Annotated in this window: 19 protein-coding genes; 7 read left to right on the forward strand and 12 right to left on the reverse strand. The window is 70.4% G+C overall.

Annotation, left to right across the window (positions count from 1 at the left end; all coding sequences use genetic code 11):
* The first annotated feature begins 48 nt into the window (after window positions 1-48).
* Genes IAI58_RS06120 through IAI58_RS06130 form a run of 3 tightly spaced genes read left to right on the forward strand, consistent with a single transcriptional unit; the run spans window position 49 to window position 2,892 of the window.
* Window positions 49-1,020: a Bug family tripartite tricarboxylate transporter substrate binding protein gene (locus tag IAI58_RS06120; protein WP_207445109.1), complete on the forward strand. Its 972-nt coding sequence runs from the start codon at window positions 49-51 to the stop codon at window positions 1,018-1,020.
* A 28-nt stretch (window positions 1,021-1,048) separates the two neighbouring features.
* Window positions 1,049-2,014, forward strand: coding sequence for an amidohydrolase family protein (locus tag IAI58_RS06125; protein ID WP_207445108.1), 966 nt, complete (start codon window positions 1,049-1,051; stop codon window positions 2,012-2,014).
* Entirely contained in the window at window positions 2,011-2,892 is an 882-nt protein-coding gene (locus tag IAI58_RS06130) for an NAD(P)-dependent oxidoreductase (protein WP_207445107.1), read from the forward strand. The genes IAI58_RS06125 and IAI58_RS06130 overlap by 4 nt, the downstream gene beginning before the upstream one ends.
* A gap of 47 nt (window positions 2,893-2,939) precedes the next feature.
* Here the strand turns inward: IAI58_RS06130 and IAI58_RS06135 are convergent, their stop codons facing one another.
* Window positions 2,940-5,213: a CDC48 family AAA ATPase gene (locus tag IAI58_RS06135; protein ID WP_207445106.1), complete on the reverse strand. Its 2,274-nt coding sequence runs from the start codon at window positions 5,211-5,213 to the stop codon at window positions 2,940-2,942.
* 268 nt (window positions 5,214-5,481) lie between these two features.
* Between IAI58_RS06135 and IAI58_RS06140 the strand changes: the two genes are divergently transcribed.
* The gene (locus IAI58_RS06140; protein WP_207445105.1) at window positions 5,482-6,114 is read left to right on the forward strand and encodes a MarC family protein; all 633 of its coding nucleotides are present in this window, start codon (window positions 5,482-5,484) and stop codon (window positions 6,112-6,114) included.
* Between the two features lie 46 nt (window positions 6,115-6,160).
* On the opposite strand, the gene IAI58_RS06145 is transcribed toward IAI58_RS06140, so the two are convergent.
* The 9 genes from IAI58_RS06145 to IAI58_RS06185 all read right to left on the reverse strand — a co-directional run bounded on the left by IAI58_RS06145 (window position 6,161) and on the right by IAI58_RS06185 (window position 15,206).
* A complete protein-coding gene (locus tag IAI58_RS06145; protein ID WP_207445104.1) occupies window positions 6,161-7,057 on the reverse strand; it encodes a hydroxymethylglutaryl-CoA lyase in 897 nt (298 codons plus the stop codon).
* On the reverse strand, window positions 7,054-8,304 hold the full coding sequence (locus IAI58_RS06150; RefSeq protein ID WP_237182161.1) for a CaiB/BaiF CoA transferase family protein: 1,251 nt from the start codon (window positions 8,302-8,304) through the stop codon (window positions 7,054-7,056). The genes IAI58_RS06145 and IAI58_RS06150 overlap by 4 nt, the downstream gene beginning before the upstream one ends.
* 20 nt (window positions 8,305-8,324) lie before the next feature.
* Window positions 8,325-9,308: a Bug family tripartite tricarboxylate transporter substrate binding protein gene (locus IAI58_RS06155; RefSeq protein ID WP_207445102.1), complete on the reverse strand. Its 984-nt coding sequence runs from the start codon at window positions 9,306-9,308 to the stop codon at window positions 8,325-8,327.
* 92 nt (window positions 9,309-9,400) lie between these two features.
* The gene (locus IAI58_RS06160) at window positions 9,401-10,306 is read right to left on the reverse strand and encodes a LysR family transcriptional regulator (RefSeq protein WP_207445101.1); all 906 of its coding nucleotides are present in this window, start codon (window positions 10,304-10,306) and stop codon (window positions 9,401-9,403) included.
* A complete protein-coding gene (locus tag IAI58_RS06165) occupies window positions 10,306-11,202 on the reverse strand; it encodes a DMT family transporter (RefSeq protein WP_207445100.1) in 897 nt (298 codons plus the stop codon). Before IAI58_RS06165 ends, IAI58_RS06160 begins: the two co-directional genes overlap by 1 nt.
* A 131-nt stretch (window positions 11,203-11,333) precedes the next feature.
* On the reverse strand, window positions 11,334-13,133 hold the full coding sequence (locus IAI58_RS06170; RefSeq protein WP_207445099.1) for a thiamine pyrophosphate-requiring protein: 1,800 nt from the start codon (window positions 13,131-13,133) through the stop codon (window positions 11,334-11,336).
* Between the two features lie 121 nt (window positions 13,134-13,254).
* A complete protein-coding gene (locus IAI58_RS06175) occupies window positions 13,255-13,578 on the reverse strand; it encodes a hypothetical protein (RefSeq protein WP_207445098.1) in 324 nt (107 codons plus the stop codon).
* A 36-nt stretch (window positions 13,579-13,614) separates the two neighbouring features.
* Window positions 13,615-14,970 carry an LLM class flavin-dependent oxidoreductase gene (locus IAI58_RS06180; protein ID WP_272877187.1) on the reverse strand — a complete coding sequence of 452 codons (1,356 nt, stop codon included), beginning with the start codon at window positions 14,968-14,970 and terminating at the stop codon, window positions 13,615-13,617.
* The gene (locus IAI58_RS06185; protein WP_207445097.1) at window positions 14,967-15,206 is read right to left on the reverse strand and encodes a hypothetical protein; all 240 of its coding nucleotides are present in this window, start codon (window positions 15,204-15,206) and stop codon (window positions 14,967-14,969) included. Before IAI58_RS06185 ends, IAI58_RS06180 begins: the two co-directional genes overlap by 4 nt.
* 59 nt (window positions 15,207-15,265) lie before the next feature.
* Here IAI58_RS06185 and IAI58_RS06190 point away from each other — a divergent pair, with 59 nt between their 5' ends.
* Window positions 15,266-15,850: a helix-turn-helix domain-containing protein gene (locus IAI58_RS06190; RefSeq protein WP_207445096.1), complete on the forward strand. Its 585-nt coding sequence runs from the start codon at window positions 15,266-15,268 to the stop codon at window positions 15,848-15,850.
* 12 nt (window positions 15,851-15,862) lie between these two features.
* Here IAI58_RS06190 and IAI58_RS06195 read toward each other — a convergent pair whose 3' ends face one another.
* A complete protein-coding gene (locus tag IAI58_RS06195; RefSeq protein WP_207445095.1) occupies window positions 15,863-17,710 on the reverse strand; it encodes a PAS domain-containing protein in 1,848 nt (615 codons plus the stop codon).
* A 138-nt stretch (window positions 17,711-17,848) separates the two neighbouring features.
* The gene (locus IAI58_RS06200; protein ID WP_207445094.1) at window positions 17,849-18,616 is read right to left on the reverse strand and encodes a fatty acid desaturase; all 768 of its coding nucleotides are present in this window, start codon (window positions 18,614-18,616) and stop codon (window positions 17,849-17,851) included.
* 62 nt (window positions 18,617-18,678) lie between these two features.
* On the opposite strand from IAI58_RS06200, the gene crtY reads away from it, so the two are divergent.
* Both crtY and IAI58_RS06210 read left to right on the forward strand, forming a co-directional pair.
* Complete coding sequence (gene crtY, locus IAI58_RS06205; protein WP_207445093.1) at window positions 18,679-19,854, forward strand: lycopene beta-cyclase CrtY; 1,176 nt, start codon at window positions 18,679-18,681, stop codon at window positions 19,852-19,854.
* A 79-nt stretch (window positions 19,855-19,933) separates the two neighbouring features.
* Entirely contained in the window at window positions 19,934-20,593 is a 660-nt protein-coding gene (locus IAI58_RS06210; RefSeq protein ID WP_207445092.1) for a DUF2585 family protein, read from the forward strand.
* Window positions 20,594-20,609 lie beyond the last annotated feature (16 nt).

Raw genomic sequence — 20,609 nt, forward strand, 5'->3', positions numbered from 1 at the left:
ACGGCCTCCGCAGTGAGCAGGAACACCCGGCAACAGGAAGGAAGCGCGATGATCTCCAGAAGAGTGGTGCTGGCCACATCCGGGTTGACCCTGGCCATGCCGTCGCTGGCGCTCGGCCAGTCCTGGCCCGGCCGTCCCGTGACGGTCGTGGTGCCCTGGGCGGCAGGCGGCGGGGCGGATACGGTGACCCGGATCCTGACCTCCGGCCTCGAGCTTGAACTGAAGGTTCCGGTCAATGTCGTGAACCGCACGGGCGGCAATGGCGTCGTCGGTCATACCGCTATCCTGTCTTCCCGGCCGGATGGCTACACGCTGGGGCTGGCCACGTCGGAGATTTCGTATTTCCGCACGCTGGGCATGGCGGATATCGCGCCGGACAGCTTCGACATCCTGTCCCGTGTGGCCACCATACCCGCTGGCGTCACGGTGCGGAGCGCCAGCCCCTGGCGGAACATCCAGGACTTCCTGACGGCGGTGCGGTCGGAGCCGAAAGGCCATTTCACCGCCTCCGGCGCCGGGCTCGGTGCATCCTGGCACATCGCGCTCGCCGGTATGTTGCGCGCGGTGGGGCTGGAGGCGGACCGGGTGCGCTGGGTCCCTTCCCAGGGCGGCGCGCCAGCCATGCAGGAGGTGGCAGCAGGCGGCATCACCATCGCGACCTGTTCGCCGGTCGAGGGCAAGGCGCTGATCGATGCGGGGCAGGCCCGTTGCCTTGCGGTGATGGGCACGCAGCGCCTCTCCATCTTCCCTGATGTTCCGACCCTGAAGGAAAGCGGGACCGACTACGCCTTCGAGAACTGGTTCGCGCTGGTCGGCCCGCGTGGCCTGCCCGAGGCCGTGCATGGCCGGCTGCTGGAAACCGCGGCGCGCGCCCATGCGCGGCCGGAGGTGCAGGATATGCTGAAGCAGCGCGGCATCGTTCCGGTCTGGGAAACGCCGCAGGCGGCCGAGGCCTTCGCGCGGAACTACGCGACGACCGCGGCGGATCTGCTCGGCGCCCTCGGCCTCGCGAAGGGCTGAAGGCTCGGGGGCCCGGCGCAGCAGCGACATGGAAGCAGAATCGACGGCGGGATGGCGCGGCCCCATCCTGGATGCCCATCAGCATTTCTGGGATCCTTTCGCCAATCCGCATCCCTGGCTGGCCCCCGGCGCGGCCATTCCCTTCCGCTATGGCGACTACGCCGCGCTGAAGCGGCGCTACCTGCCGGAGGACTACCGCCGGGACACCGCCGGCCACGACGTGCGGGAGAGCGTCTATATCGAGGCGGAATGGAGCCCGGAGGACCCGCTGGGCGAGACCCGCTACGTCGCCGGGCTGGCGGCGCGGCATGGCCTGCCCAATGCCATCGTGGCACAGGCCTGGCTGGACCACCCGGATGTGGCGGAGGTGCTGGCGCATCAGGCTGCCTTTCCCCTGGTGCGGGCGGTACGGCACAAGCCGGGTGGCCCGGCCAGCCCGGCGGAACTCGGCACCGGCCGCACGCTGATGTCATCCGGGAACTGGCGGCGCGGCTATGAACTGCTGGCACGGCACGGCCTGCATTTCGAGTTGCAGACACCCTGGTGGAACCTGCCCGAGGCTGTGGACCTGGCCCGGACGTTTCCCACCATTCCCCTGGTGCTGAACCATGCGGGCCTGCCCGCGGACCGCAGCGAGGCCGGACTGCGCGGCTGGCGCGCTGCCATGGTGGCTTTCGCGGAATGCCCGAATGCGCGCGTGAAGATCTCCGGCCTCGGCCGGCCCGGCCGCCCCTGGACGGTGGAGGACAACCGCTGGATCGTGCGGGAGATCATCGCGATCTTCGGCCCCGGACGCGCGATGTTCGCCAGCAATTTCCCCGTCGATGGCCTCTGCGCCTCCTTCGACACCATCTATTCCGGCTTCAAGGCCATGGTGGCCGACCTGCCCGAGCCCGCGCAGGCCATGCTGTTCCATGACACCGCGCGCCAGATCTACCGCCCCCAGCGGCTGGCGCCCGGACCCATGGTGGAAGAAGGAGACCTGGCGCCATGAGCAATCCGCGGATCGGCTTCATCGGCATCGGCATCATGGGCACGGCCATGGTCGGTCGGCTGCTGCATCGCGGCTTTCCCGTCACCGTCTGGAACAGGGAACCGGAGGCGCTGCCGGCCGTGGTGTCGGAAGGCGCTGTCGCGGCGGCCTCGCCCGCCGCGGTGGCGGAAGCCAGCGATATCGTCCTGCTCTGCGTGCTCGACACCAAGGCGGTGCGGGAGGTGGTCTTCGGGCCGCAGGGAGTGGCCGGGGCCGCCACGGGCCGCCTGCTGGTAGACCATTCCACCGCCGAGCCGGACGCCACCCGGGAGATGGCCGCAGAGCTGCTGCAACGGAGCGGGGCAGGCTGGGTGGATGCGCCGGTCTCCGGCGGGCCGCAGGCGGCGCGCGATGGCCTGCTGACCATCATGGCGGGCGGGGAGGGCGCGGACATCGCACGGGCGGAGCCGGTGATGCGGGCGCTCGGCGCGCATGTCACGCATATCGGGCCGGTGGGCGCGGGGCAGGCCGCGAAGATGATTAACCAGGCCATCGTCGGCACCGGCTATGTGCTGATGGCGGAGGCGCTGGCCCTGGCGGAGGCCAGCGGCCTCGATGCCGCAGCCCTGCCGGCCTGTCTTGCCGGTGGCCATGCGGATGGCTCCCTGTTGCAGCGGATTTTCCCGCAGATGCAGCGGCGCGCCTTCGACCCGCCTTCCGGATATGCCCGGCAATTGCTGAAGGATCTGGAGGCCGTCCATGCGGCGGCCGGGCGGCTGGGCACGGAGCTGCCGGTGGTGGATGCCGCGCGGCAGAGGTACAGGCGGTATGTGGAGGACGGGAACGGCATGCGGGACAGTGCCTCCATCCTCCGCTTGTACCGCCCCGACGCAGGTTGATGGCATCCGGTGCCGTGGACCCGGTCGTGACCGGCTCCCCGGCGCCGTTACCCGCTGCCGATATCGAAGCCGATCTGCCGCCGCCGCATAGGACCTTGCTGCTTCAGGTTCTTGCGCAGCTCCTCGTACTGCTGCTCCATCTCCGGCGTGACAGAAGCCCTCGTCTCGGCCAGCGCCTTCTCGAACTCGGCGAGGCCGATCACTGACGCGCCGAGATCCTGACGGAGGGCAGAAAGACCGGCACGGCGGACGATGTCGCCCAGATCCGCGCCGGTATAGCCCTGGGTGCGGCGCGCGATCTCCGCGAGGTCCACATCATCGGCCAGCGGCATGCCTTGCGTCTGGATGCGCAGGATCTGCGCCCGGCCTTCCTCGTCCGGCACGGGGACATAAACCAGCTCGTCGAAGCGCCCGGGCCGCAGCAGCGCCGGGTCCAGCAGGTTCGGGCGATTGGTGGCGCCGATCACCACCACGCCCTGAAGCTCCTCCAACCCGTCCATCTCGGCGAGGATGGTATTCACCACCCGCTCCGTCACCTGCGGCTCGCCCAGTCCGCCGCCGCGTGCCGGTACCAGGCTGTCGATCTCATCGATGAAGATCACGGTCGGCGCCACCTGCCGGGCGCGCGCGAAGAGGCGGGTGACCTGCTGCTCCGACTCCCCGTACCACTTCGACAGCAGGTCCGACGATTTGGTGGCGATGAAATTGGCATTCGCCTCGCGCGCCACGGCCTTGGCCATCAGCGTCTTTCCCGTGCCGGGCGGCCCGAAAAGCAGGAAGCCCTTGGCCGGGCGGATGCCGAGGCGCCGGAAGGAATCCGGATGCCGCAGGGGCAGTTCGACACCCTCGCGCAGCTGCTCGCGCGCCGCGCCGACGCCGCCGATATCGTTCCAGCCGACATTCGGAATCTGGATCATGATCTCGCGCAGCGCGGAAGGCTGGATGCGCTTCAGCGCATTCTCGAAATCCGCGCGGCAGACACGCATGCCCGCCAGCACTTCCGGCGGGATGCCATCGCGCAGATTGATCTGCGGCAGGGCGCGGCGCACCGTGTCCATGGCGGCCTCCCGCGCCAGGGCCGAAAGATCGGCGCCGACGAAGCCGTAGCTCATGCGCGCCAGGGCATCGAGATCGACATCCTCGCCCAGCGGCATACCGCGGGTATGGATGGCCAGCACCTGCCGCCGCCCGTCCTGGTCCGGCACGCCGATGACGATCTCGCGGTCGAAGCGGCCGGGCCGGCGCAGTGCCTCATCGATGGCGTCGACTCGGTTGGTGGCGGCGATGACCACCACGTTCTGGCGCGGCTCCAGCCCGTCCATCAGCGTCAGCAGCTGCGCGACGATGCGGCGTTCCACCTCGCCCCTGGCCTCCTCCCGCTTCGGGGCGATGCTGTCGATCTCGTCGATGAAGATGATGGAGGGCGCCCGCTTGCCGGCATCCTGGAAGATGTCGCGCAGACGTTGCTCGGATTCGCCGTAATGGCTGCCCATGATCTCCGGGCCGGCGATGCTGAAGAAGGAGGCTTCGGATTCATTGGCGACCGCCTTGGCCAGCAGCGTCTTGCCAGTGCCCGGCGGGCCATGCAGGATGACACCCTTCGGCGGGTCGATGCCAAGGCGCTGGAACAGCTCGGGATGCCGCAGCGGCAGCTCCACCATCTCCCGCACCTGGTCGACGGCGGAGCCGAGGCCGCCGATGTCGTCATAGGTGACATCCGCCCGGCGGGTCTCCTTCGGCTCCACATATTGCGGCAGTAGCTCGATCTCGGTCCCCGGCTCGATCCGCACGATGCCCTTGGGCGAGGTGCCGACGACGCTCAGCCGGATCTCCTGCAAGGCATAAGCCTGGCGATCGTGGAACTGGCGGAAGAACTCATCCGGCATCCCGCCCGCGCTGCTCCGCTGGTAGGCGGAGGTGGAGATGACATCGCCCGACACCATCGGCCGGCCCATGAAGGTCCGCCGCAGGGCGTCGCCGGAGCCGGAGAGGCGCAGGTTCTTCTGCGCCGGGGCTAGGGTCACGCGCGTCGCCGGCTTGATCTGCGCCTGCCGCACCTCGATGCGCTCGCCGGCCGTGGCGCCGGCATTGGCGCGTTGCAGGCCGTCGAGGCGGATGATCTCGAGATCCTCGTCCTCGGGATAAGGATTGATCGCGATGGCCGCCGTGTGGCGCTGGCCGATCACTTCCAGGATCCCGCCGGGCTGCAGGCCCAGAGTCTGCATCACGCGGCGGCTGACGCGCGCGACGCCTGTTCCCACATCCTCCGGCCGCGCATTGGCGACCTGGACCTGGGCTCCTTTGGGTTCGGTATCGGCCATGTGCTGAGCACCACCTTCTGGCATCGCAGGCCGCGTATTCCGCCCGCACAGCGACAGAGTTTCGTAGGGCTCAAACAGGCGCCTCAGTGGTTGGTTGCCCGGAACGAACCGATTGTCCGAAAACAGCGCCGCACCCGTTGCGTCAGCACTGCCATATTAGAGGGGCCGAGGCGGAGGCGCGGCCGTCATAGGACGCGCGCTCCGCACGCGCGGTATGCGTCAGGTTTCCGGCGCCAAACTCCTGCGGAGGGCAGGTGTTGATGGCCGCATGATCGATCTTGATCTTATGCTTTCCACGATCGTCACCTTGCTCGTGACGGTGGACCCTGTCGGTCTGGCCCCGATCTTCCTGTCGCTCACCCATGGCATGAGCGGCGGGGAGCGCCGTGGCGTCGCGCTGCGGGCCACGCTGATCGCGACGGGCATCCTCATCTTCTTCGCCATCGCCGGCCGGCAGCTTCTCGACTGGCTTGAAATCGGCCTTCCGGCCTTCCGGATCGGCGGCGGCCTGCTACTTTTCTGGATCGCGTTTGAGATGGTCTTCGAGCGGCGGACGGAGCGCAAGCAGGAGACGGCGGATGCCGCCATCGACGAGCATGCCCGTAGCATTGCCGCCTTTCCGCTGGCCATTCCGCTCATGGCCGGGCCGGGCGCCATCACGGCGCTCATCCTGCTCTCCTCCCGTACCGATGGAAATGCCCTGGCGCTTCTCGCGCTGCTCCTCCTGCTCTGCTTCGTCATGGCCTTGTGTTTCCTGGCCTTCCTGGTGGCGGGCCGGATCGTCGGGCTGCTCGGCAGAACCGGCAGCCTGGTGATGACGCGCCTGCTCGGCATCCTCCTGACGGCCCTGGCCGTGCAGTTCGTCATCGATGGCATCCGCCCGCTGATGGAGGGCCACTAGTCCGGGAGCAGCCCCATGGCGGGAGGCTGCTCCCCGGTATCCGCGCTCAGCCGCAGCCACCCGTCATCGCCGCCCTGACGCGCCCGCCGGCCGAGGCGCCCGGCAGCGCCGCCGCGCGGCCGGCCAGCCGCACCAGGGCCTCCAGGTCCACGCCGGTCTCCACGCCCATGCGGTGGAACATCCAGACCACATCCTCGGTCGCGGTATTGCCGGTGGCGCCGGGGGCGAAGGGGCAGCCGCCCAGGCCGCCGAAGGCCGCGTCGAAGGCCCGGATACCGGCGCGCCAGGCCGCCATCACATTGGCCAGCCCCAGGCCATAGGTGTCATGGCCATGGAAGACCCAGCGCGTCGGCGCCCCCCGGCGTTCCAGGCAGGCGGCGGCGAGGGAGAAGACATGTTCGGGATCGGCGCGTCCGGTGGTGTCGCAGAGCCCCACCTCCACATCCGGCCGATGCGCCAGGATGCGCTCCAGCCGGTCCAGCACCAGCGCCTGGTCCATCCGCCCGTCGAAGGGGCAGTCGAAGGCGGTGGCGAGGTTCAGCCGCAGCCGGATGCCCGGCGGCAGGCCTGCCACCACATCCCCATATTCGCGGATCGAGGTCTCCACGTCGCGCCGGACATTGGCGCGGTTATGCGCCTCGGAGGCCGAGATGACATAGACGAGGTGCCGCGCCCCGGCTTCCAGCGCCAGGGCCACGCCGCGCGCGTTCGGCACCAGCACCTGCGCGTCCAGCCCATCCAGATGCGCGGTCTGGCGCAGCACCTCGGCGGTGTCGCGGAGCTGGGGGATGGCGGCGGGATTGACGAAGGAGCCCACCTCGATCCGCCGCAGCCCGGCGGCATGGGCGGCCGCGATGAAGGAGGCCTTCTCCTCCGTCGGGATGAAGGGGCCGATGGGCTGGAAGCCGTCGCGCGGCGCGACCTCGATCAGCGCCGCCTTCACAGCACGCCACCCTCGCGCAGCGCCGCGATGCGCTGGCCGTCATAGCCCAGCAGCCCGCCCAGCACGGCATCGTTGTCGGTGCCCACGGCCGGGCCGGTGCTGCGCGGCGTGGCGGGGGTATCGTCGATGCGCGGCACGACGCCGGGATGCAGGGTGGGGCCGATCAGCGGGTCCTGCACCTCCTGCACCATGCCGCGGTGGCGGAACTGCGGGTCGGCGGCGATATCGGCCATGGTATAGACGCGGGTAGAGGGAATATCGGCCTCCACCAGCGCCGCCTCCAGCGCATCGGCATCCAGGCCGGCGGCCCAGGCGCCGATCAGCGCATCCAGTTCCCGGCTATGGGCCACGCGGGCCTGGTTGCCCTTGAAGCGCGGGTCCTCCGACAGGCCTGGCTGCCCCATCACCGCCGAGAGCTTGCGGAAGAGCGGGTCGGAATTGGCCGCGATCAGCATCCAGACGCCATCCCGGGCGCGATAGGCATTGCTGGGCGCGGCGGTGGCGATGCCGCCGCCGCCGGGCTGGCGGATGGTGCCCATGGTGCCGTATTCCGGCAGCCCGCCTTCCAGCAGGCTCAGCACGGCCTCGGTCAGCGCCACATCCACATCGCCGCCGCGCTGCTGGCCGCCCTGGGCCGCCACGCGCTCCCGCCGCCACAGCGCCGCCACCACGCCCAGCGCGGCATAGATGCCGGCCACCGAATCCCCCAGGCTGACGCCCACGCGAACCGGCGGCAGATCGGAGGTGCCGGGCGGATGGTCCGTCAGGTGGCGGATGCCGCCGATCGCCTCGCCGATCACGCCGAAGGCGGCGCGGTCCCGGTAGGGGCCGTCCTGCCCGTAGCCGGAGATGCGGGCGATGATCAGGTCCGGCCGGATGCCGCGCAGCACCTCCTCGCCCAGTCCCATCCGGGCCAGCTGCCCCGGGCGGAAATTCTCCACCACCGCGTCGCAATGCCGCACGAGGTCCAGCACCACCTGCCGCGCCTCGGGCTTCTTCAGGTCCAGGCTGATGCAGCGCTTGTTGCGGGCATGCACGCTCCACCAGGGGGCATGGCCATTCACCTTGGCGCCCCATTGCCGCACGGGGTCGCCGCCCGGCGGCTCCACCTTGATGATCTCGGCGCCCAGGTCGGCCAGCAGGCGGGTGGCGAAGGGGGCGGCCACGAAATGCCCGAGTTCCAGCACCCGCAGCCCCGCCAGGGGGCCGCCCTCCGTCCGCTGCGTGCCGGCCGCCGGTTCGATCATGCCCATCCCCTCCATCTCCCTCACTCCGCCTGAATGCCGGCCGAGCGCACCACGCGCGTCCATTCGTCCAGCTCTGCCACGACGCGCCGGCCCAGATCGGCCGGGGACATGGGCCGGATCACCGCGCCCTGTTCCTCCGCCTTGCGGCGGAACTCCGGCGTGGCGACGACCTTGTCGATGGCCTGGGTCAGCCGCGCCAGCACGGGGGCCGGGGTGGCGGCGGGCGCGAAGACGGCGAACCAGGCGATGATCGTCAGGTCCGGCAGGCCGGATTCTGCCAGGGTCGGCACATCCGGCAGGGCGGGATGCCGCTCGGCGGAGGTGATGGCCAGGGCCCGCAGCGAGCCATCGCGCACGAAGGGCATCAGCGGCGGCGGCGTGGTCATGAACAGCTCCACGCGCCCGGCCAGCAGGTCCTGCGTCACTGGCCCGGTGCCGCGATAGGGCACATGCACGAGGTCGATACCCGCGCGCTGCTTCAGCAGCTCCGTGCCCAGATGCTGCATCGAGCCATTGCCGGAGGACGCGTAGTTCAGCTTGCCCGGATTGGCCTTGGCATGGGCGATCAGCTCGGCCAGGGTCTTCGCCGGCAGGCGCGGATTGCAGAAGACCACCTGCGGGCTGTCCATCAGCAGCGCCATGGGGGCGAAGTCCCGCTTCACGTCATAGCCGAGATTGGGCACCACGGCCGGAGAGCCGACATGGTAGCCGGAATACTGCACCAGCAGGGTCAGCCCATCCGGCCTGGCGCGGGCGACATGGCCGGTGCCCAGCGCGCCATTGGCCCCGGCGCGGTTTTCCACCACGACCGTCTGGCCGAGTTCCTGGGTCAGCGGTTCCGCCAGCAGCCGCGCCGCGAAATCGGTGGTGCCGGCGGGGGCGGTGGGGACGATCAGGGTGATGGTGCCGGCAGCGCCGGGCGCCTGCGCGCGGGCGGGGCCGGGCAGGGCGGCTGCCAGCGGCAGGGAAAGGGCGGCAAGGGCATGGCGCCGGGTCAAGGGCATGGACGGTCCTCCGGGTTTTTCTTTGGGGCGGAGGATGCCCTTGGGCCGGTCCGGAGGCCATGCCTCTTTCGGCAAGGCAGGTTTCGCGCCGCTCAGCCGGGCGCCGGGCGGGTCAGATGCGCCACCAGCAGCCGCGCGGCGGCGGAGAGGGTGCGCGGGTCGCGGGTGCAGAGCACCAGCGGGCGCTCGGCCCAGTCCTCGGCCAGCGGGCGCAGGGCGAGGCGCATGGCCGCCGCATAGGGCAGGGCGGCGGTGGCCGGCAGGATGGCCAGGCCCAGCCCCGCCTGCACCATCCGCCGCACCCCGTCGAAGCCCGAGACATTCACCCGCTCGTTCAGCTCGATCCCCGCCGCGGCGGCGCGCTGGCGATAGAGTTTCTGCAAGGCTGTCTCGGCCGGCTGGCCGACGAAGGGCACGCCATCCAGGTCGGCGATGGTCAGCGCCTCCCGCGCCAGCAGCGGGTGCTCCTCGGGCAGCACCACCATCAGCCGGTCCTCCCGCCAGGGCAGGCGGTGCAGGCCCGGCGTCGGCACGGTGCCGGAGAGCAGGCCGATATCGGCCACGCCGGTCTGCACGGCATGGCGGATCTCCTCGCTGTAGCGCTCCTCCAGCGTCAGGCGGATGCGGGGGTGGGCGGGCATGAAGCCGGCCAGGGCCTCCGGCAGGAAGCCGGAGACGGCGGACATGTTGACCTGCAGCCGCACATGCCCCCGCGCGCCGGAGGCGAAGGCATCCATATCCGCGCCGATGCGGTCGAAGAGGTCGAAGAGCGTGCCGAGATGCGTCATCAGCGCCTCGCCCGCCGCGGTGGGCGTGACGCCGCGGTCGTGCCGGCGCAGCAGCACCGTGCCCAGCCGCGCCTCCAGCTCGGCGATACGGCGGCTGGCGGCGGAGAGGGCGATGCATTCCCGCTCGGCCGCCTGGGCCAGGCTGCGTTCGTCCACCGCCGCGCGGAAGAGGCGCAGGCTGACCGGGTCGAGGCGCCGGTCGGGGTGCATCAGGAGTCGGCCGGCTGGGCCGCGCGCCGGCGCAGCGGCAGCGTCACCACCCCGCCGGCGATGACCAGGGCGGTGCCCGCCACCGTGGTCCAGGCCAGATGCTCGCCGAAGATGATGATGCCCATGGCGGAGGCGAAAATCAGCTGGAAATAGGCCAGCGGCTGCACCGTGTTGGCCTCGGCGAGGTCATAGACCCGGATCAGCATGTAGTGGCCGAGCGCGCCGGTGACGCAGAGCAGCGCCATCCAGAACCAGTCGGCACCGGCCAGCGGCTGCCAGTAGAAGGGGGCGAGCAGGGTGAAGATGACGGCGGGGATGGTGCCGAGATAGAAGAAGCTGGTTTCCGGCGGGTCGTGCCGCGCCGCCAGCCGGGTCAGCAGCGAATAGAGAGCGAAGATGACCGCCGCCGCCAGCACCAGCAGGGAGGCGGGGCTGAAGACCCCGGAGCCCGGCCGCAGGATGACCAGCACGCCGAGCGCGCCGATGCCGATGGCCAGCCAGCGCCGCGCCGTCACCCGCTCCCCCAGCAGCGGGCCAGCGAGGCCGGCGATCATCAGCGGGTAGCAGGCGAAGACGGCATGGGTCTCCACCAGCCCGCCATGAACGAAGGCCTGGATGATCAGGACGAGCTGCACCGTGAGCGCCAGCCCGCGTGCCAATTGGACCATCGGCCGGCGGCTGGTGGCGACGCGCCGGATGCCGCCGCGCGCCTGCATGGCCATGACGGCCACGAACAGCGCGAAGAACCAGAAGCGCAGCACCAGGATCAGGATGATGTTGTAGTGCCCGGCCAGATGGCGCGAGAGCGCGTCCTGGCAGCCGAAGACGAACATGGCGAGCACCATCAGCACGATGCCGAGTCGCGCATTCTCCGTGCCGGAACGCTGAAGAGGCATGGTGTCCGAGGCATCCCCCTGGTGGCTGCGCCGCCGTCCGGCGGCGCAGGCCGGCCCCGGGGGGCGGCATGTCCAAGCCTAGCGCCGCGGCGCGCCGGGCGTCGAGTTGCCCCGGCGCGCCAGCCCGCCGGTCAGCCGCCTTTGCCCAGGGAGCCCGGCAGGACGGAGGCCAGCACCTCCCGCGCCGTGTTGCGGAGCACGCCGCCCAGTTCCGGCTCGCCGAACATGGAGGAGGCGAAGGCGCGGGCCTGCTTCAGCGTGATATGCGGCGGCAGCGGCGGCACATTGGGGTCGGTGAAGGCTTCCAGCACCACCGGCCGGTCGGCGGCGAAGGCGGCCTCCCAGGCTCCGGCCACATCGTCGGGGTTGTCGACGAAGATGCCCTTCAGGCCGATCAGCTCGGCGAATTTATGGTAGGGCACGTCGGGCAGGCTCTGCGATCCCAGGAATTTCGGGTCGCCGCCCATCACGCGCTGCTCCCAGGTCACCTGGTTCAGGTCGCGGTTGTTGAGCACCAGCACCACCAGCCGCGGATCGGCCCATTCCTTCCAGTATTTGGCGACCGTGATCAGCTCCGCCATGCCGTTCATCTGCATGGCGCCATCGCCGCAGATGGCCAGCACGGGGCGGTCGGGATAGGCGAATTTGGCGCCGATGGCATAGGGCACGCCGGAGCCCATGGTCGCCAGCCCGCCGGAGAGGGTGGCCTTCATGCCGCGCCGGATCTTCACGTCCCGCGCATACCAGTTGGTGTGGGAGCCGCTGTCGCCGGCGATGATGCAACGGTCCGGCAGGCGTGGCGAAAGGTCCCAGAAGACGCGCTGCGGGTTCAGCGGCTCGGCCGCGTGCATGGCGCGCGCTTCCAGCGTCTTCCACCACTCCGCGACATTCTTCTCGATCTTCTGGCGCCAGGAGAGGTCGGTCTTCTGCTTCAGCAGCGGCAGCAGGGCTTCCAGCGTGGCGCGGCTGTCACCCTGGAGATTCACCTCCATCGGGTAACGCAGGCTCAGCATGTCGCCCTTCAGGTCGATCTGCACGCCGCGCGCCTGGCCTTCCTTCGGCAGGAACTCGGAATAGGGGAAGCCGCTGCCGACCATCAGCAGCGTGTCGCATTCCATCATCATGTCCCAACTGGGCTTGGTGCCCAGCAGGCCGATGGAGCCCGTCACCCAGGGCAGGTCATCCGGCACCGCCGCCTTGCCCAGCAGCGCCTTGGCGACACCCGCCCCCAGCCGGTCGGCCACCGAGATCACCTCGTCGGTCGCCTCCAGCGCGCCGGCGCCTACCAGCATGGCCACCTTGCCGCCGGCATTCAGCACCTCCGCCGCGCGCTGCAACTGCGACTGCGCTGGCAGAATCAGCGGTTTTTCATAACCCACGCCGGAATGGATGGTGCCGTGCTGATGCGGCGGCACGGGCACCGCGTCCAGCTCCTGCAAGTCATTGGGCAGGATGATGCAGGCGATGCGGCGTTCCGCCATGGCCGTGCGCATGGCGCGGTCGATCAGGTGGCGCACCTGTTCCGGCACGCTGGCCTGCTGCACGAAGGCGCCGGCCACATCCTTGAAGAGGCTCAGCAGGTCCACTTCCTGCTGGTAATGTCCGCCCAGCGCTGCGCGCGCCTGCTGGCCGACGATGGCCAGCACGGGCATGTGGTCGAGCCGCGCGTCATAAAGCCCGTTCAGCAGATGGATGGCACCGGGGCCGGAGGTGGCGAGGCAGACGCCAACCTCGCCCGTGTATTTGGCATGGGCGCCGGCCATGAAGGCGGCCATTTCCTCATGTCTCGCCTGGATGAAATGGATCTTGTCCTGCGCCCGGTCCAGCGCGCCGATCAGCCCGTTGATGCCGTCGCCGGGATAGCCATAGACGCGCTCCACGCCCCATTCGGACAGGCGCTGCCAGACGAAATCGCTCACCGTGGTCGCCATCTCACCCTCCTGCTCGGCTGCCGGGCCAGGTGGCTTGGCCCGGCGGGTCCTGGGGCGCGAACGCCTGAGGACAGGGGGTGTTGCAGAGCGGGCGGGCGATTCCGGCCCGCCGCGCCGCGCGTCAGTCAGTGATCGCCACCGGCGGCGGCATCTGCGGTCCCGGTGGCGAGATGGTGGGCGCCTCCGTCGGGATCTCTCCGGGCGACACTTCCGGCAGCGTGGGCGCGATTTCCGGCGCCTCCCGCGGCGGGGTGTCCGGCGTCAGGGGCGGCAGGCCCGGCAGTTCAGGCCCGGGGCCGGGCGGCGGAGCGGGCGTCGGCGCAAGGGGTTCGGCGGGCTCGGGGTTGGAAGGCGGCAGGCCCGGCAGTTCGGGCACCGGCTCCGGGCGCGGCGGGTCCGAGAGGTGGGGCGAGGCAGGGTCTTTCATCATGCGGTTGGAACGCATGGTGGAGGGTCCTGTTGCAGCCCCGCCCATGGTGCCTTAGACGAAGCGGTGCTCTACTGCCGGGTGCGGCGCCGCCAGACGCGGCCCGGTGCCGAACAGCTTCTCCCGCCAGGTGCCGGGGGCATAGGCATGCTTGTAGACGCCGCGTTCCTGCAAGGCCGGCACCAGCAGGTCCACCACATCCTCCAGGCATTCCGGCAGCACGGTGCGGGAGAGATTGAAGCCGTCCACATCGGCGTCCTCCACCCAGCCGATCAGCGCCTCCGCCACCTGCTCCACCGAGCCGACGATGGGCGGCTGCCGGCTGCCGAGGATGAAGCGGTCGATCAGCCCGCGCTTGGTGAAGACCGGGCCGGCGGCGCGCTTCATTGCCTCGACATTGGACTGGATGGCCTGGGTGGGGCCGGTCTCGATCGGCTCGTCCATGCCGTAGCGGGCGAAGTCGATGCCCAGTGAGGCCGAGGCATGCGCCAGCGCGCCTTCCGCGCTGGCATGGCGGCGGTAATCCTCCAGCTTGTCGCGTGCCTCGGCCTCGGTGCGGCCGATGACCAGCGTGGCGCCCACCAGCACCTTCAACGGGCGCGGGGTGGCGCGGGCGCGCAGGTCGGCGACCAGCCCGGCCACCGCCGCTTTGGCGCCGCCATTGACGAAGACGCATTCGGCATGCCGCGCCGCGAATTGCCGCCCGCGGTCGGAAGCCCCGGCCTGGAAGAGCAGCGGCGTGCGCTGGGGGGAGGGTTCCGCGAGGTGGATAGCATCCAGCCGGTACTGCGCGCCGTGGTGATGCACGGGGCGCACCCGGCCGGGGTCGGCATAGGCGCCCATGGCGGCGCCGCGCGCGCGGGCATCCTCGGCCCAGCTGCCTTCCCAGAGCGCATAGACGAGGTCCATGTACTCGTCGGCAAGGTCGTAGCGGTCGTCATGCGCCATCTGGTGCTGCAGCCCCATGGCCCGCGCCGCGCTGTCCAGATAGCCGGTGACGATGTTCCAGCCGGCGCGGCCGCCGGTCAGGTGGTCCAGTGTGGAGACGCGGCGGGCGAAGAGGTAGGGCGTCTCATAGGCCAGGTTGCAGGTGATGCCGAAGCCGAGATGCTGCGTCGCCGCCGCCATGGCCGGCACCAGCAGCATCGGGTCCAGCAGCGGCACCTGCACCGCCTCGCGCAGCGCCGCATCCGGGCTGCCGCCGTAGACGTCGTAGATGCCCAGCACATCCGCCAGGAACAGCCCGTCGAACAGCCCCCGCTCCAGCGTGCGGGCCATGCCGGTCCAGTGGTCCAGCCTGGTGTAATCGGTGGCGCGGTCGCGTGGGTGGCGCCAGAGGCCCTGCTGGATATGGCCGACACAGGCCATGTCGAAGGCGTTGAGGACGATCTCGCGGCGGGGCTGCGTCACAGGTAGCGGCCCCTCTCCAGGATCTCCAGCGTGTATTCCTTGTAGGTCATGCCCAGTTCCTCTGCCCGCGCAAGCCGGCGCAGGGCGATTTCACGTGGTGGGGTCTTCCAGGCCTTCTTGTGCGCCCGCCGCCAGACATACCGGCCCCAGGTGGTGGCATGTTCCGGCTCCTCCTCCAGCGGCGGTCCCCCATTGTGGCCGATGCGGGGCGAAGCGGATGCAGGCCGGTCCGTCACGGGCGAGACTCCTGGGCGGAGAGATGATAGAAGATCAGACTGACCACTATGTTGGATGAATGAACACTATACAAGACGATGATGCGCCTGACCTGACCATTCCCCTGGCCGCCCGCCTGCGGGCGGAGCGGGAGGAGCGAGGTTGGTCCATCGCCGAGCTGGCGGAGCGTTCCGGCGTCTCCCGCGCCATGATCAGCAAGGTGGAGCGCGCGGAGGCCAGCCCCACGGCGGCGCTGCTGGGCCGTCTGGCGGGCGCGCTGGGACTGACGCTGTCCACGCTGCTGGCGCGGGCGGAAGGCGATGCGGGGCAGGGGGGGCGCCTGGCCCGTGCCGCCGCGCAGCCGGTCTGGCGCGACCCGGAAACCGGGTACTTGCGCCGCGCGGTCACGCCGCCGGGCGCGCAGCCGGAACTGGTGCGGGTGGAACTGCCGCCGGGGGCCAGGGTCAGCTACCCGGCCGCCTCCTATCGCGACTGGTCGCATGCCATCTGGGTGCTGGAAGGCGAGCTGCTCTTCCATGAAGGCAGCATCCGGCACCAGCTGGCGGCCGGAGACTGCCTGGTGCTGGGCCCGCCGCTGGACTGCGCATTCGAGAATGCCTCCGGCCGGCCCTGCGCCTATCTGGTGGTGCTGGCGGGGCGCTGAGGCGCCCGCGCCTCAGCCGACCGCCGCGAGCTCCCGGCTTCGTACCGCCAGGGCCAGCATGCGCGAGAGGGCCGCTTCCAGTTCGCCCTGCCGCAGCGGCTTGTGCAGCATCATGCTCGGGCCAGCGGGGGGGCGCCAGTCCGGCAGGTCCCCATAACCGGTGGCGAAGACCACCGGCACGCCGCGCCGGGCCAGCAGATCCGCGACGGGGAAGGAAGCCTGCCCCCCCAGGTTGACGTCGAGCACCGCAAGATCGATCGCGCTGGTCTCGGCCAGACGCATGGCCTGCTCCACCGTCGCGGCCGGGCCCAGCACGCAGCAGCCGGCGGACCGCAGCACGGCCCCGATCTCGGCGGCGATCAGCGCCTCATCCTCCACCACCAGCACGCGACGGCCGGCCAGCGGCGGGGTCTCGGGCGTGGCGGCGCCGGTGCCCTGCTCCATCTCCATGCTGGCGCTGGTCCCCTGGGGCAGCAGGTGCTCCAGGCCCAGCGTCACCTCGCAGCGCAGGCCCTCCTCTTCCCAGAAGTAGCCGATCTCGCCACCCAGCTGTCCCTGGACCGTGGCCTCGATCAGGTTGGAGCCGAAGCCGCGCCGGCTGGGCGGCGCCAGCAGCCGCGGACCGCCGCGTTCCAGCCAGCGCAACTCGAAGCTCTCGGCGGCCAGGTTGATCTGCCAGGAAACCGTCACCCGCCCTTCCGGGGTGGAGAAGGCGCCATAGCGCGTGGCATTGGTGGCCAGCTCATGCAGCACCAGGGAAAGCGGCTGCACCGTGCTGGGCACCAGCCGGAGTGAGGCGCCATGCAGATCGGCCCGGCCGGCGGCGAGGTGGTGGGTCAGTTCCGCCTGCACCACCTGGCGCAGCTCGGCGCCGCTCCAGCCCTCGGCGGCCAGCAGGCTATGCGCGTTGGCCAGCGCCGCGACGCGGCCTTCGACCGCCTTGGCGAAGTGGCGGGGGTCCTCGGCGCGGGTCAGCCGCACCAGGGAGAGGGCGACGGCCAGCACGTTCTTGGCGCGGTGGTCCACCTCGCGCATCAGCAGCCGCTGGCGCTCCTCCGCCAGCTTCCGGCCCGTGAAGTCACGGGCGATGGCCAGCTGCGCGAAGCGCCCGTCGGGCATCTGCAACGGGGTGGCATGGACCTCCATCCGCCGGCGCGTGCCGCGCAGGCCGATGATGTCGAATTCCCATTGCAGCGCCTCGCCCCGGCAGACCCGTTCATGATGGGCATGCCATTCGGCCCGGTGCTCCGGGGCGATCAGCAGGCCGATCTGCACGCCATGCACCGCGGCGCCCGAATCGGCCTCGATCATCTGCAGCCCGGCCGGGTTGATCTGCAGCAGCCGGCCATCGGGGCCGACCAGGGTGATGCATTCCGGCGTCGTCTCGAACAGCGCGCGCAGCCGCGCCTCGCTATTGGCCGAGGTCGCCTCCGCCGCCTTGCGGTCGGAGATATCGATCAACAGGTTGACGGCGCCGATGAGCCGGCCTGCCGGGTCCCGCAACGGCGCTGGATAGGAGGCGAAGGGAATCCGCATGCCGTCCGGGCGCAGCATGACGGCTTCCAGCCCATGGATGGCGCGCCCCTCCCGCAACGCCAGGGCCATCGGGCACTGGTCATGAGGCATCGGTTCCCCGTCCGGCCGCAGCAATTGCCAGGAGCCGCACCAGCGGTCCTCCTCCAGCGCCGGGCGGCGTCCCCAGAGCTGGGCTGCCGCCTCGTTATAGCCCGACAGGAAGCCTTGCGCGTCCGTCGTATAGGCAGCGATGCCGATGGCTTCCAGGAAGCCTGGGGATGCGGCATCGCTTACCGGCGCCGCAGCATCATGCCGGGAGGAATAGCGAGTGAAGGCCAGAGGCATTGTTTTCCTACGCTGACAGCGCCTGTGCGAGGAATGAAAATGGAGGGCGGGGAGCTTGCCTGCCACGTTAATGCTATACATGGCAAGACAAGGCACCGCGACCGGCTTCCGTCAGAACCCTTTGCACCCGCCGGATGGTCAGCGGCTCTGCAGGTCCGGCAGGCGCCACCAGGGAAGCTCGGGATACAGGTGATGCTCGTGGTGCCGCCCGAAGTGGAAGCAGGTCAGCAGGGATAGCAGCGGGCCAAAGCCGTTCGAGCGGGCGTTGTGGCTGTCCTCGAAGCCGGGCTCTCCATGCCGGTGCGGCAGCCAGGTGCCGAAGAAGAACAACTGGAAGGCGGAGAGCAGCGCCGGCAGGGCCCAGAATACCAGCAGGTTGGGCAGGGCCGCGCCCAGCATGAGCGCCCCCGCCACCCAGAGGGTCAGTACCGCGAGTTCCGCCCATCCGAAATAGGTGAGAAAGAAGCGGAAGAACCAGGGCCAGAGGCGGCGCGGCGCGCCGGGATGGAAGTCCGGGTCCCCCTCCGTGCCGGAGGCGGCGTGGTGGCGGTGATGGCTGGAAGCCAGCCGCCTGTAGCGGAAGCCCGCATAGAGGCCGACGCAGAGCTGCCCCATCGCCTTGTTCAGCCCACGCCACCCCGGGGCCAGCGAGCCATGGATGGCGTCATGGGCGATGATGAAGAGCCCGACCGAAAGCCAGGTCTGCACCGCCACCAGCACCGGGGCCAGGGCCCAGCCCCAGCCCTGCCAGCGGTGGAAATAGACGCCATGAACATGCAGGCCCAGCCAGAGCGACAGGATGAGCGCGGCCAGCGACAGCCCGATCGCCGCCTGCCCGGGGATGATGGCGGGCGGGCGGAACCGGGCCGCCGGGGCGAGGGGCAGGGCGGTGCTGTCACGAGGCATGGTCGGAATATAGGCTTGGCGGGCGTGATTGCAGGCCCGCCGTCACCATGCCAGCTTCCGGCATGGCCGCCCGACCCTTGCCTCTTGACGAGATCGACCTGCTGCTGGTGGGGGGCGGACTGGCCAATGGCCTGATCGCCCTGCGGCTGCGGCAGCGGCATCCGGGACTGCGCCTGGCTCTGGTCGAGGCCGGCGCGACGCTGGGGGGCATCCATACCTGGTCCTTCTTCGAGCAGGACCTGACGCCGGCGCAGCGGGCCTGGATCGCGCCGCTGGTGGCGCATCGCTGGGACGGATACGAGGTGCGCTTCCCCGCCCGCCGGCGGCAGCTCTCCAGCGGCTATGCCAGCATCACCAGCGCGCGGTTCCACGACCAGTTGATGGCCAGCCTGCCGGGGATGGTGCGGCTGGAGGCGCCGGTGGCGCGGCTGGCCGCCGACCATGCCGAGCTGGCGGACGGCACCATCCTGCACGCCCGGGCGGTAATCGACGGCAGGGGGCCGGCCCCGGCGCCGGAACTCGCGCTCGGCTACCAGAAGTTCCTGGGACAGGAAGTTGTGCTGGCGGCGCCGCATGGGCTGATGCGGCCCATCGTCATGGATGCGACGGTGGCGCAGATCGACGGCTACCGGTTCCTCTACGTGCTGCCCTTCAGCGAGCGGAGCCTGCTGATCGAGGATACCCGCTACGCCGATGGCCCGGCGCTGGAACCGCCCGCCCTGCGCGCGGCCATCGCCGAATACGCGGCAAGCCAGGGCTGGCGCATCCGTGAGGTGCTGCGGGAGGAGGAGGGGGTGCTGCCGGTGGCGCTGGATGGCGATATCGCCGCCTTCTGGCGGTCCCGTGCCGCCATACCCCAGGCGGGGCTGCGGGCGGCGCTGTTCCACCCGACCACCGGCTATTCCCTGCCCGACGCCGTGCGTCTGGCCGAGGCCATCGCCGCCGTGCCGCGCCTGGACGCCGCATCCCTCAATGCTCTGGTGCGGAGCCATTCCACGGCACTCTGGCGGCAGCGCAGCTTCTTCCGCCGCCTCAACCGCATGCTGTTCCGCGCCGCGCGGCCGGAGCGCCGCTACCGCGTGCTGGAGCGGTTTTACGGATTGCCGCAGCCGTTGATCGAGCGGTTCTACGCCGCCCGGCCGACCCTGATGGACAAGCTTCGCATCCTCGCCGGGAAGCCCCCGGTGCCGCTGCGCGCGGCCTTGCCCTGCCTGATGGAGCGCGGGCGTCCGGATTAGCCGGCAACCCCCGGCCGCGGCATTCCGTTGGTGCAGGCGGATACCGCGAAAGGCCAGCGCGCCAGGGCAGAGTTCATCCTTGCATCAACCTACCCAATTCCCGCCTTCCCCGGCCCAGGCTTCCGCTGCCTCGCGGATCACCCTGCTGGAACGGTGGCGCCGCCGCCGCCGCCCGGCGCCGCCACCTTGTTCCTGGCCCGTCTACCTCACGGCCATGCTGCTGGTGATGGGCACGACCTGGGTGGTGATGCTCGCCATGGGCCGGCAGCCCCTGGCGCCGGACGGCAGCATCCGCCTCTGGGGCAGGCTCGGCCCCGGCAACTCGCAGCAGTTCCTGGACTGGTACTCGCTGCTGCACATCATCTACGGGATAGGATGGGCGGGAATCCTCTGGCTGACCTCCCGCCATTGGCCGCGGGGCTGGCTGCTCGTGGTGGCGCTGATGGCGGCGGCGGGGTGGGAGATGGCGGAGAACACGCCCTTCGTGATCCTCCGCTACGGCAGCACCGGCGCCGATCCCGGCTATGCCGGCGACAGCCTCGTGAATGCCACCGGCGATATGCTCTGCGTCCTGGCCGGATTCCTACTGGCCACCCGGCTCGGGTTGTGGCGGGGGGTGCTGCTGGCCGTCGGCCTCGAACTGCTGGTGACCTTCATGATCCGCGACGGGCTGGTGCTGGGTTCCATCATGTTGCTGCACCCCGTGGAGGCGGTGCGGGCCTGGCATCTGAACGCGTGATTTTCGTGTGACCGGA

Origin of the sequence: Roseomonas marmotae, from assembly GCF_017654485.1 — a bacterium.
Classification (GTDB): Bacteria; Pseudomonadota; Alphaproteobacteria; order Acetobacterales; family Acetobacteraceae; genus Pseudoroseomonas; species Pseudoroseomonas marmotae.